We start from the raw sequence: 11873 nt of genomic DNA, 5'->3' as shown, positions 1-11873 counted from the left end.
AACCCCCGAGCGCCACGGTTCCCCACCATGCTCTTGATGATCGATAACTACGACAGCTTCACCTTCAACCTCGTCCAGTACCTCGGCGAGCTGGGGCAGGAGGTGAAGGTGGTGCGCAACGATGCGCTCACCGTGGCCGATATACGCGCGCTGAAGCCCTCGCGCATCATGATCTCGCCGGGGCCGGGCACGCCGGATGATTCGGGCGTCTCCGTCGATATCCTGAAGGAACTGGCGGGCGAGCTGCCCATCTTCGGCGTTTGCCTCGGCCACCAGGCCATTGGCCAGGTGTTCGGCGGCAAGGTGGTCCGGGCGCGCGAGATCATGCACGGCAAGACCTCGCCGGTGAAGCACCTCGGCAAGGGCGTGTTCGCGGGCCTGCCCAATCCCTTCGAAGCCACGCGCTACCACTCGCTGGTGGTTGAAAAAGAGTCGGTGCCCGATTGCCTCGAGGTCACCGCATGGACGGAACGCGAGGACGGCTCCCTCGACGAGATCATGGGCCTGCGCCACCGCACGCTCGATATCGAGGGCGTGCAGTTCCATCCCGAGTCCATCCTCACCCAGCACGGCCACGACCTGCTGCGTAACTTCCTCGGCATGCCGCTGCCGCTCGCCGCCTGACCACCCCGCCGGGACGCTCCATGCCGATCACCCCCTCCGAGGCGCTGCAGCGCACGATCGAACACCGCGAGATCTTCCATGACGAGATGATCGAGCTGATGCACCAGATCATGCGCGGTGATGTCAGCCCGTTGATGACCGCGGCCATCCTCACGGGCCTGCGCGTCAAGAAGGAAACCATCGGCGAGATCACGGGTGCCGCGCGTGTCATGCGCGACCTCTCGGCGAAGGTGGACGTGGCGCCGCACCCCCACTTCGTCGATATCGTGGGCACGGGTGGCGATGGCGCCTCGTCGTTCAACATCTCCACGGCGTCGATGTTCGTGGCCGCCGCGGCGGGTGCGCGCGTCGCCAAGCACGGTGGCCGCAGCGTATCGTCCAAATCCGGCAGCGCCGATGTGCTCGAGGCCCTGGGTGCCCGCATCGACCTGCTGCCGGCCCAGGTGGCAGTGTGCATGGAGGAGGCCGATATCGGCTTCATGTTCGCGCCGAACCACCACCCCGCCATGAAGGTGGTGGCACCGGTGCGCCGCGAGATGGGCGTGCGCACGATCTTCAATATCCTGGGCCCGCTCACGAATCCGGCCGGCGCCCCGAATATCCTCATGGGCGTGTTCCATCCCGATCTCGTCGGCATCCAGGTCCGCGTGCTGCAGGCGCTTGGCGCCCACCATGCCCTCGTGGTGTGGGGCCGCGACAACATGGACGAAATCTCGCTGGGCGCGGCCACCCTGGTCGGTGAGCTGCGTAACGGCAAGGTCACCGAATACGAGATCGAGCCGGAGGATTTCGGTCTTTCCATGGCTTCCAGCCGCAACCTGCGGGTGGAAAACGCCGAAGAATCAAAGGCCATGCTGCTCGACGCCATTTCGGGCGTGCCCGGTGTGCCGCACGATATCGTCTGCCTGAACGCCGGCGCGGCCCTCTATGCCGCCGACGTGGCGCCTTCCATCCAGGCCGGGATCGACCTGGCGCGGGCCACCATCGCAAGCGGCGCGGCTCGTGCAAAAATGGACGCCTTCGTGGCCGCGACGCAGCGGCTTGGCGCCTGACCCCAAGGAAGCGACAACGATGCCCGATATCCTCCACCGCATTCTCGACCGCAAGCTGGAAGAGATCGCCGAGCGCAGCCGCAAGCGCACGATGGACGACATGGCCGCGCAGATCGCCGACCTCGGCGAAACCCGTGGCTTCGTCGCCGCCATCGATGCGCGCCTGTACGAGAACAAGCCCGCGGTCATCGCCGAGGTGAAGAAGGCCAGCCCGTCGAAAGGCCTCATCCGCGCCGACTTCGACCCGGCGGCCATCGCGCGCAGTTACGAAGCCGGCGGCGCCACCTGCCTTTCCGTGCTCACCGACGCCGATTTCTTCCAGGGCCACGAGGATTACGTCGGCCAGGCGCGTGCGGCGTGCAACCTGCCGATCCTGCGCAAGGACTTCATCATCGACGAGTACCAGGTGTACGAGGCGCGTGTCATCGGCGCCGACTGCATCCTGCTCATCGTGTCCGCCTTCGGGTCGAAGTACGGCGATGGCGAGGTGGTGTACGACGAAAGCCGCCTCACCGAACTGTCGCTGCTCGCGGCCGAGCTCGACCTCGACGTGCTGGTCGAGGTGCACAACGAAGAAGAGCTCGAGATCGCGCTGGGCATGCCCGCGCCGCTGATCGGCGTGAACAACCGCAACCTGCGCACCTTCGAGACCTCGCTCGGCACGTCGCTGAAGCTGAAGGATCGTGTCGGCCCCGATACCGCCATCGTCGCGGAATCAGGCATCCACACGACGGAAGACGTGCGCACCCTGCGCGAGAAGGGCATCCACACGTTCCTGGTGGGCGAGGCCTTCATGCGCGCGGCCGACCCGGGCGCGGAACTGCAGAAGCTGTTTGGCACCCATGTGCCAACCCACCCACCGAAGCACTGAGCAGGCCATGGACCAGGGGAACGACGCGGCGATGCCTGGCACCGCCGCCGACGCACGACGCGTCATCCTGTTTGATTTCGATGGCGTCATCGTGCGCCACCAGACGCTGGAACTGTTCTTCCGCGAACGGCTGAAAGGCCTGGGCCGCTGGCGCCTGCTGCTGGCCCTGCCGTGGCTGCCCGTCGTGCCGTTCATCATCCGCAGCAACGCGGGTACCCGCATCCTGGGGCGCGTGTTCCTGCGCGTGGTGACGTTCGGCCGCACGGAGAAGAACTTCCAGCGCGTCGTCGCCGCGTTCGGCCGTGCCTACGCGCGCCGTCCCGGCGTTTTCGTCCGCGATGGCGTGGCCGCGATGCGCCGGCATATCGAGGCGGGCGATCGCGTCATCATTGTGACGGGCAACGTGCCTGCGCTGGTCGAGGCCATCCTCGACGAAGTGAACCTGCGCGGCCCCGAGCTCATCGCGTCGCAGGTGCGCGGTGGCCCGTTCGGCGTCCATTTCACGCGGCAGAACGTCGACGGTATGAAGGTGAAGGCCGTCGAGCGCGCGGGCGTGGCGCGCCCCTTCGCCATGGCCTACGGCGACTCCACGTCCGATCTCGCGATGCTGAAGGCGGCCGATGCAGCGAAGCTGGTCAACCCGAGCGCGCGTACGCTGAAGAAGATGCGCAAGCCGCTGGGCGGGAAACTCGAGATCCTCGGCTGGTACTGACGCATCGCTTGCGCGGGGGCTCCCGCCACGGCTAGCCTGCCGTTTCTGAGTCCCGTCCCCGAATGGATTGCCGATGTACCTCACCTCCCTGCGCGAGCTTGCCATCGGCAGCCGCCTCAAGGCCCTGAGCGACTACTTCTACCAGGCCGTGGACGAGGTCTACCGCGCCAGTGGGGCGGGTATCGAGTCACGCTGGTTCCCGGTCATGCGCTTCCTGCGCGACGTGGGCCCCACGACGGTGACCGAGGTGGCCGTGGCCATTGGCCAGACCCATTCGGCCGTGAGCCAGCTGGCAGATCGCCTGGTCGAGGCCGGCATGGTGGTTCGCCAGCGCGACCCGGGTGACGGGCGTCGCAGTGTCCTGGCCCTGACCGACGCGGGTGAACGGGCCCTGGGGGCGCTCGGCCCCGTGTGGCTGGCGCTGCGACGGGGCATGGCTGAATCGCTGGGCCCGCGCATGCTCGACCTGCTCGACGCCATCGATGGCTGCGAGCAGGCGCTGGCCGATAAGCCCCTGGTGGCGTCGGTACTCGAGCAGCGTGCGTCGCTGGCGCGCGAGGCGGTGCAGGTCGTGCCCTGGGACGCGGCCTACGCCGACCATTTCCGCCGCCTCAACCAGCAGTGGCTGGAGCGCCACTTCCGGGTGGAGGACCTCGACCGTACCCTGTTCGCCGACCCCGAGAGCCTGGTGATCGCGCCGGGCGGTGCCATTTTTTTCGCCCTTTATGCGGGCGAGGTCATCGGCACGTGCGCGCTGCTGCACGAGGGCGCGGGCGTGTACGAGCTTTCGAAGATGGGCGTGGACGAGAACTTCCGCGGCCTGGGCGCTGGCCGGAAGCTGCTTGATGCCGCCATCGCGGCGTGGCGCGAGCGCAAGGGCGTGCGCCTGTTCCTGGAATCGAACAGCCGGCTCGGTCGTGCGTTGGGCATGTACGAGCGCGCGGGCTTCGTTCGCCAGCAGGCCATCCGCCCGGGCTCGCATTACGAGCGGGCGGATGTGTACATGGTGTTCGAGGGCCCCTGATGGGGCCTGCGCGGCCTAGCGGGTGCCGCGCACCACGATGGTCTTGCCCGAGACGTCGATCATGCGCTCTTCCTCGAGCTGCTTCAGGACGCGGCCGACCATCTCGCGGGAGCAACCGACGATGCGGCTCACTTCCTGGCGGGAGATGCGGATCTGGGTGCCGTCCGGGTGCGTCATGGCATCCGGCTCCTGGCAGAGATCGAGCAGGGTGCGCGAGACGCGGTTGGTCACGTCCATGAACGCCATGCGGCTGACCTGGCGCGACGTGCGCAGCAGGCGGTGCGTGAGTTGCGAGCCGATGGCGAACAGCAGCTTGGGGCATTCCGCCGCCAACGGGCCTTCCAGGAGCTGGAACAGGCGCTCGTAGCTGATTTCGGCCATTTCGACCGCCGTGCGGGTGCGCACGAGCGATTCGCGTTGGGCCTGTTCGACGAACATGCCCATTTCGCCGATGAACTGGCCGCGGTTGATATAGGCAAGGATTAGCTCGCGGCCTTCCTCGTCCTCGGTGCAGACGGCCAGGGAGCCTTCGACCACGTAATAGAGCGTGTTGGCCGGGTCGCCCGGGCGGATGATGGCCGTTTTCCCCGGGTAACGGCGGCGGTGGCAGGCATCGAGGAAGCGGCTCATCGACGCCGGGTCGGGCGCGAAGCTCAGCGGAGCCTGCGACCGTTCGAATGCCTGTTGCAACATGTATTTAAGTTGAGCCACAGCAGATTCCGTTGAGCCTCAATGGCATGGCGCCCCCTCCAGGTGCCGACGGTTTTCCGTCGGGCGACGCTGGCTTGCCATGTCCCCGACCGGATTATTGCAGACAAAGGCCGGACAAAATCCACCATAAATGACGATTGGGCCCAAGTTGTTCAAATCCTCGCCACTTTGCCCCATAATTTTACCCCCTCGGCGGCGGCCCCTATGTCTTACGCCGTTCATACGAGGCGTCCAGACTGGCCGTCTGGCTGTTGCCCTTACATTCTTATCCGTTGCGGGGACCCTTGCTGCTAACCCGTGTCTGCTGCTGGCCGTCATTACCGGCCTCGGAGAGTCGCTGTGGTCAAACCGCTTCCCCGCCTTCGCCTCCAGGGTTTCAACAACCTCACCAAGGCGCTGAGCTTCAACATCTACGACATCTGCTACGCCGTCTCGGAGCAGCAGCGCCAGAACTACATCGAGTACATCGATGAACAGTACGACGCCGATCGCCTGACCCAGATCCTCACGGACGTGGCCGAGATCATCGGTGCCAACATCCTGAACATCGCGCGCCAGGACTACGACCCGCAGGGCGCGTCGGTCACCATCCTCATCTCCGAGGAGCCGGTGGTCGAGAAGCTGGGCCGCGACACCATCTCCGGTGCCGTGGTGGCGCACATGGACAAGAGCCACATCACCGTCCATACCTACCCGGAAACGCACCCGCACAACGGTATCGCCACGTTCCGCGCCGATATCGACGTGGCCACCTGCGGCGTCATCTCGCCGCTGAAGGCCCTGAACTACCTGATCGACAGCTTCGAGTCCGATATCGTCATCGCCGATTACCGCGTCCGTGGATTCACCCGCGACGTGAAGGGCAAGAAGCACTTCATCGACCACAAGATCAACTCGGTGCAGGATTACCTGGCGAAGCACATCCGCCAGAAGTACGAGATGTTCGACGTCAACGTCTACCAGGAAAACATCTTCCACACGAAGATGCACATCAAGGACTTCGACCTCGATACCTACCTGTTCGAAGCCCAGGCCGACGACCTCAGCTTCAAGGAGCGCCAGCGCATCGAATCGCTGCTCCGCCGCGAGATCGAGGAACTCTTCCACGGCCGCAACCTGATGTAACTGAAAAGCCCCGCGAAAGCGGGGTTTTTTTTGGGCGTCGCCGCGCCGTCACGCGCCCGCAGCTAGCTTGCGCGCCATGCGCCCCCTGCTGATCGTCCTCGCCATCATCACGCTCGTTGCCGCCGCGTGGCTGGGTGGCTGGCGGCCGCCGGATCGCTATAACCCATGGGCCCCATTGGATCTGGCGGCGGCGCCCGACATGTTCCTGCGCTTCAAACTCTCGCGGCTGGGCGACGACCCCGCCGTGTGCCACGCGGCCCTGGAAGGCGCGCGCGTGGCCTTCACGCCGGTGGCTGACCGCGAGGAGGCGAGTGGTTGTGGCTGGCATGACGCCTTGCGCGTTAGCGCGCTGAATGGCGCGAGGCTCGCTTCTCCGGTCATGCTCACCTGCCCCCTCGCGGCTTCGCTGGCGATGTGGGAGCGTAACGTGCTCCAGCCGCACGCCGAGGCCGCATTCGGTAGCCCGGTACGGACCATCGACCACGTGGGCAGCTACGCCTGTCGCAACATCTACCATCGAGACGAGGCACCGCTCAGTCGGCATGCGCGGGCGGACGCACTGGACATCACTGGGTTCCGCCTGGCAAATGGCCGGCGCATCAGCGTGGAAAAGGACTGGAGCGACGAGGCGGGGTTCCTGCGGGGCGTGCAGGCTGACGGCTGCCACTACTTTGGCGCGCTCTTCGGCCCGGACTACAACGCCGCGCACCGCACGCACTTCCACGCGCAGGGCAGTGGCTTCGGCTATTGCCGCTAGATGCGGTAAGCCACGGCCTTCATGACCGCCGATGCAGCGTGCATGAGGCCGGGTATGGGGAAGGGCAGGTCGATGCCACCCCGCGCCTCCGCCGCGTCCGCATGCCGCACCTCATCCTCCTGCATCTGCCGCAGGATGGCCCGCGAACGGTCGTCTTTGGCCGGCAGGCGCTCGAGATGCTCGGCGAGGTGCGCCTCCACCTGGCGCTCGGTCTCCACCACGAACCCCAGGCTGATCGGGTCGCCCACGGCTGCCGCGGCCACGCCGATGGCATAGCTGCCGGCGTACCACACGGGGTTGAGCAGGCTGGGCCGGCTGTCGAGCTGCTTCAGGCGCGCCGCGCACCACGCCAGATGGTCGGTCTCTTCCTGCGCGGCGTGCAGCAGGTGCTGCCGGGTGTCGTCCGTGCGGGCCAGGGCGGCCTGGCCCATGTAGAGGGCCTGGGCGCAGACCTCGCCCACGTGGTTGATTCGCATCAGGCCGGCGGCATGGCGGCGCTCGGCGTCGTCCATGGGGGCGTCCGGCACGATATCGCCCGGCGAGCGGCGGCTGGGCTCGGGCGAGCCGGCCACGGCCTCCATGGCGCGCTCCACGCCCGCAAGCAGGCGGTCGAGCGGGGTCAGGGTGCGGACGGACACGGGCGGCTCCTTTGAACGGGGGACCTGCATACGTTACAATGTGCGGCCACCCCCAGGGGGTGAACCGTGCCGTGGTCGCTTGTCGCGCCCGGCGCACCTGCCTACTGGCAGGGCTTGTGTTAAGGCGCCGTCATCATGCTATGATTGTCGGCCCGAAGCTCACCTGTCCGGTGGGCTTGCGTGAAGCGCGATGAGTCAGGTATTCTCTCGCGTCTTTGCTTTCACCGATTCCGTGTTCCGCCTGTTTCAGGGCGGCAAACCAGGTATTTTCGAAATGAAAACGTTCAGCGCCAAGCCGGAGAGCGTCAAGCGCGATTGGTTCGTGATCGACGCCACGAACAAGACCCTGGGTCGCCTGTCGACCGAGGTCGCGCGCCGTCTCCGCGGCAAGCACAAGCCCGAGTTCACCCCGCACGTTGATACCGGCGATTACATCGTCGTCATCAACGCCGAGAAGGTCGCGGTCACCGGTGCCAAGCTGGACGACAAGATGTACCACCGCTTCACGGGTTACGTCGGCAACCTGAAGACCACGAGTCTGAAGGATCTGCTCGCCACCCATCCGGAGCGCGTGATCGAGATCGCCGTCAAGGGCATGCTGCCGAAGAACCCGCTGGGTCGCGCCATGTACCGCAAGCTCAAGGTGTACGGCGGTGCCGAGCACCCGCACACCGCCCAGCAGCCGCAGCAGCTGGACATCTAAGGAATCGCCATGGCTATCCAGCAGAATTACGGCACCGGCCGTCGCAAGACCTCGGCAGCTCGCGTGTTCCTCCGCAAGGGCACCGGCGGCATCGTCGTCAACGGCAAGCCGCTCGACGTCTTCTTCGGTCGCGAAACCTCGCGCATGATCGTTCGCCAGCCGCTTGAGCTGACCGAGAACAGCGAGAAGTTCGACATCATGGTCACGGTCGCCGGCGGTGGTATCACCGGCCAGGCCGGCGCCATCCGCCTCGGCATCGCCCGCGCCCTCGTCGAGTACGACGAAGCGCTGAAGTCGCCGCTGCGCAAGGCGGGTTTCATGACCCGCGATGCCCGCGAAGTCGAGCGTAAGAAGGTCGGTCTCCACAAGGCCCGCCGCGCTACCCAGTTCTCCAAGCGCTAATCACGCGCTACACTTCGAAGCACGACGGTCAGAGCGCTTCGAACAGGTTTTTGGGAGATCGTCTAACGGTAGGACAACGGACTCTGACTCCGTTTATCTAGGTTCGAATCCTAGTCTCCCAGCCAAACCGGAAAGGGCCTTGAGCAATCAAGGCCCTTTCTTTTTGCGCTCGGCTATCATGGGCGCCCGGGTAATCTCGCGATCTGCGACATCCGCCCCCTACCGTATCTAGTTCCTGCCGCGCAGCGGACGGCAGCGGAGTCGTGATGAGCAAGTCCAAGGGAATCTCCGAACGGCGCAGCGAGAAGTTGCTCGACGAGCTGCTCAGCGCCCAGGGGTGGAACCCGCGGAAGCCACCGGTGGGCGATGTCCTTCTGCAGAACGAGTACGCGGCCTACCCCCTCATCGAAAAAGCGCTTAAGCAGGCCAGCAAGACCGGCACCGGCAGCGGTTACCCGGAAGCCCTGCTGGTCGACAAGGTGAGCGAGAAAGTGCTCGCTGTCATCGAGGCGAAGAAATTCAGCAGCGAACATGGCAAGGCGTTGCGCGAAGCGCAGCACTACGCGGAGCGGTTCCAGCGCAAGGGCTACGCGCCGCTGGCCATCGGCCTTGCCGGCACGTCCGACGATAGCTTCGAGCTGCGTGTATCGCGCTTCGCCGATGGTGAGTGGGCCATCGTCACCTATGGTGGCAAGCCGGTGTCGTGGATCCCCAACCGCGCCGATCTCGAACGTATTGCCTCGCCGCACGGCCGGCCGGAGCTACGCCCCACCATCCCGCCGCCCGAGGTGCTGGCGCGCCGCGCGGAGGAGATCAACCGCCTGCTGCGCGAGGCCAAGATCAAGGATGAGTTCCGCCCTGCGGTGGTGGCCGCCATCATGCTGGCGCTGGCCAGCTCCAAGGGCCGCATCCGGCGCGACGAGGATCACATCCTCGCCGACATCAACGCCGAGTGCCTGCGCGCGTTTGAGAAAGCGGGCAAGCCCGCGCTCGGCCGCAGCCTGCACGTGGAAGAGGCGAACGCGAAGCTGGCCACGCGCGCGGTCGAGATCGCACGCATCCTCGAAAAGCTCAACGTCAGCGTGCTGACGGCCGAGCACGACTACCTCGGCCAGCTCTACGAAACCTTCTTCCGCTACACCGGCGGCAACACCATCGGGCAGTATTTCACGCCCCGCCACATCGCCCAGTTCATGGCCGATGTATGCGAAGTGGGCCCGCGCGACCACGTGCTCGACCCGGCCTGCGGCACGGGCGGCTTCCTCGTTGCCGCCATGGACCGCCTGCTACGCGCGCACGAGCTCAGCCGCGCCGAGATGGTCAAGGTGGCGCGCAAGCAGTTGTACGGTTTCGAGACCGAGCCGGTCACGGCGGCCCTGTGCGTCGCCAACATGATCCTGCGCGGCGATGGGGCCACGCGGATCCACCAGGAAGACTGCTTCACCGCGCCGGATTTCCCCGAGGGCGAGGTGGACGTCGTGCTGATGAACCCGCCGTTCCCGCACAAGGCCTCCGATACGCCGTCGGAGGATTTCGTCGACCGTGCGCTCGATGCGCTCAAGCAGCGTGGCAAGCTCGCCGTGGTGCTGCCGACCAGCCTCATCGTGAAAAAGAGCAAGGGCGCGTGGCGGCAGAAGATCCTGAAGCACAACCGCCTGCTGGCGGTATGCCAGCTGCCCGATGAACTGTTCCAGCCCTACGCCTCGGCTACCACGTCGGTGGTGCTGCTCGAGAAGGGCGTGAAGCACGATCCGGGCGTCGCAACCGTGTTCGTGCGCCTGCACCACGATGGGCTGACGCTGCGCAAGGGCATCCGCGTCGAGCGCCCGACGGAGCCCAACCACATCCCGAAGGCGGTGGATGCCATCGTCAACAAGCAGGCCATCCCCGGGTTCTCGGGCCTGGGCAAGGTCTCGGGCGAGCGCGAGTGGGCCGCGGGTGCCTACGTCGATTCCGCGCCCCCTAGCCGCGAGGAAGTGCAGGAGGCCGTGGACGTCCACCTGCGCCGCCTCGCGTCGTTCTACATCCGCTACGCGCGCGAAGTCACCGTACAGCGCGAGCAGGTACGCCAGGGCGCGCTGCGCATGGCCGATTACCGTGGCCTCATTTCGCAGGCGAAGAAAGACAACGCCAGGGCGCTGAGCGATGCGGCGCGGCCCGGAAGCATCGGCGACGCCTTCGACATCGTCTATGGCATGAAGGAGCTGCACAGCCGCGATGGCATCGCCGACGGCGAGACACTCGTCATCTCACCCACCGAGGCCTACAACGGCTGCTATGGCTGGCTGGAATTCGGCCAGGCCATGCGGCCACCCTTCGTCACCGTGGCGCAGACCGGCAGCATTGGCGAGGCCTTCGTGCAGTTCGAGCCGTGCGCCGTCAACGACGATTGCCTGGTGCTGCTGCCGCGCAAGCCCATGAGCGAAGCCATGCTCGTCATTGCCGCGGCGTGCCTGCATGAAGAGAAATGGCGCTTCTCCTATGGCCGCAAGCTCACCCCGGCGCGCATCGCGGCGTTCGCCCTGCCGGGTGATCCGGTACTGGAAGCCTGGGTCGAGGCGCGCCTTGCGCACACCCGGCGGGTGGTGCTTGCCGCATTGGCCGGCTATGTCGACGGCGAAACGCAGGCGTTCTTCGTCGACTGACCCGGCCCCAGCCGCAGCAGCCAGCCGCGGGCGTCGTCCATCGTGCCAAGGGCATCGGCATAGGCGCCCCGTTCCACCAGCGACGACGCCACGCGCAGCAGCACGGCCACCAGCACATGCCAGTCCCGCTCGTCGACGGGCCCGAGGGCGCGCACGCGTCGCTGGAACTTGCCTGAGTGCCCCCAGCGGATGATCGCCCGCTCCAGCCGCTCGCCGACGGCGCGATGCGCACGCACCCGTGCGACCAGCCGATAGCCGCGCTTGCGCACCGTGGCGATATACCGCGGCACCTTGGCATCGTCACCCAGGGCCCTGCGCAACATCGCCACGGCTTTGTGCACGGGGTTATCGCCGAAGTAGCCGCCTTGCCAGCACACATCGAGTAGCTCAGTCGTGCTGACCACGCCATCCGCGCGCCTTGCGAGTGCGCACAGCACGTCGATGTGGCGCGGCTCAAGCACGCGCGTGAGCCCGCTGCGCGTGATTTCACGGCGGCGGACATCCACGACCCAGTCACCAATGAGAAAAAGAGAAGAGGTGAGTGGGTCCTGCATGCGGCCAGCAGCGCGCGCCTGTTCAGGCAACGCTTTGATTCAACGAAAAATAGTC

13 protein-coding genes and 1 tRNA gene are annotated in these 11873 nt (G+C 66.1%); 11 read left to right on the top strand and 3 right to left on the bottom strand.

Going from position 1 to position 11873, the window contains the following annotated elements:
* Window positions 1-27 precede the first annotated feature (27 nt).
* From VI08_RS06385 to VI08_RS06365, 5 genes are all read left to right on the top strand, one after another.
* Window positions 28-624 carry an anthranilate synthase component II gene (locus VI08_RS06385; protein WP_045828725.1) on the top strand — a complete coding sequence of 199 codons (597 nt, stop codon included), beginning with the start codon at window positions 28-30 and terminating at the stop codon, window positions 622-624.
* Between the two features lie 20 nt (window positions 625-644).
* A complete protein-coding gene (gene trpD / locus VI08_RS06380) occupies window positions 645-1676 on the top strand; it encodes an anthranilate phosphoribosyltransferase (protein ID WP_045828724.1) in 1032 nt (343 codons plus the stop codon).
* 19 nt (window positions 1677-1695) lie between these two features.
* Entirely contained in the window at window positions 1696-2547 is an 852-nt protein-coding gene (trpC, locus tag VI08_RS06375) for an indole-3-glycerol phosphate synthase TrpC (protein ID WP_045828723.1), read from the top strand.
* 7 nt (window positions 2548-2554) lie between these two features.
* Complete coding sequence (locus VI08_RS06370) at window positions 2555-3259, top strand: HAD family hydrolase (protein WP_045828722.1); 705 nt, start codon at window positions 2555-2557, stop codon at window positions 3257-3259.
* Window positions 3260-3332: 73 nt separating this feature from the next.
* On the top strand, window positions 3333-4283 hold the full coding sequence (locus VI08_RS06365; RefSeq protein ID WP_045828721.1) for a bifunctional helix-turn-helix transcriptional regulator/GNAT family N-acetyltransferase: 951 nt from the start codon (window positions 3333-3335) through the stop codon (window positions 4281-4283).
* A gap of 15 nt (window positions 4284-4298) precedes the next feature.
* Here VI08_RS06365 and crp read toward each other — a convergent pair whose 3' ends face one another.
* Complete coding sequence (gene crp / locus VI08_RS06360; protein ID WP_198148855.1) at window positions 4299-4976, bottom strand: cAMP-activated global transcriptional regulator CRP; 678 nt, start codon at window positions 4974-4976, stop codon at window positions 4299-4301.
* A 357-nt stretch (window positions 4977-5333) separates the two neighbouring features.
* Here crp and speD point away from each other — a divergent pair, with 357 nt between their 5' ends.
* Both speD and VI08_RS06350 read left to right on the top strand, forming a co-directional pair.
* A complete protein-coding gene (speD, locus tag VI08_RS06355; protein ID WP_036109987.1) occupies window positions 5334-6119 on the top strand; it encodes an adenosylmethionine decarboxylase in 786 nt (261 codons plus the stop codon).
* A 76-nt stretch (window positions 6120-6195) separates the two neighbouring features.
* Window positions 6196-6876 carry an extensin family protein gene (locus VI08_RS06350; RefSeq protein WP_045828719.1) on the top strand — a complete coding sequence of 227 codons (681 nt, stop codon included), beginning with the start codon at window positions 6196-6198 and terminating at the stop codon, window positions 6874-6876.
* Here VI08_RS06350 and coq7 read toward each other — a convergent pair.
* A complete protein-coding gene (gene coq7 / locus VI08_RS06345) occupies window positions 6873-7544 on the bottom strand; it encodes a 2-polyprenyl-3-methyl-6-methoxy-1,4-benzoquinone monooxygenase (protein WP_045828718.1) in 672 nt (223 codons plus the stop codon). The two genes, VI08_RS06350 and coq7, sit on opposite strands and share 4 nt — an antisense overlap.
* Window positions 7545-7788: 244 nt before the next feature.
* On the opposite strand from coq7, the gene rplM reads away from it, so the two are divergent.
* The 4 genes from rplM to VI08_RS06325 all read left to right on the top strand — a co-directional run bounded on the left by rplM (window position 7789) and on the right by VI08_RS06325 (window position 11264).
* Window positions 7789-8217 (top strand): 50S ribosomal protein L13, encoded by a 429-nt coding sequence (gene rplM, locus VI08_RS06340; RefSeq protein ID WP_045828717.1) that lies wholly within the window; start codon window positions 7789-7791, stop codon window positions 8215-8217.
* A 9-nt stretch (window positions 8218-8226) separates the two neighbouring features.
* Window positions 8227-8619, top strand: a complete 393-nt coding sequence (gene rpsI, locus VI08_RS06335) for a 30S ribosomal protein S9 (RefSeq protein ID WP_045828716.1) — start codon at window positions 8227-8229, stop codon at window positions 8617-8619.
* Window positions 8620-8670: 51 nt separating this feature from the next.
* Window positions 8671-8744, top strand: a tRNA-Gln gene (locus VI08_RS06330).
* Window positions 8745-8885: 141 nt separating this feature from the next.
* Window positions 8886-11264 carry an HsdM family class I SAM-dependent methyltransferase gene (locus VI08_RS06325; RefSeq protein ID WP_084621309.1) on the top strand — a complete coding sequence of 793 codons (2379 nt, stop codon included), beginning with the start codon at window positions 8886-8888 and terminating at the stop codon, window positions 11262-11264.
* On the opposite strand, the gene VI08_RS20755 is transcribed toward VI08_RS06325, so the two are convergent.
* The gene (locus VI08_RS20755; RefSeq protein ID WP_084621308.1) at window positions 11225-11818 is read right to left on the bottom strand and encodes a winged helix-turn-helix domain-containing protein; all 594 of its coding nucleotides are present in this window, start codon (window positions 11816-11818) and stop codon (window positions 11225-11227) included. The genes VI08_RS06325 and VI08_RS20755 overlap by 40 nt on opposite strands.
* Between the last annotated feature and the right edge of the window lie 55 nt (window positions 11819-11873).

Origin of the sequence: Luteibacter yeojuensis, assembly GCF_000964085.1 — a bacterium.
Classification (GTDB): Bacteria; Pseudomonadota; Gammaproteobacteria; order Xanthomonadales; family Rhodanobacteraceae; genus Luteibacter; species Luteibacter yeojuensis_A.
Note: the sequence above shows the minus strand (reverse complement) of the source record. Positions and strands in the feature narration are given on the sequence as shown.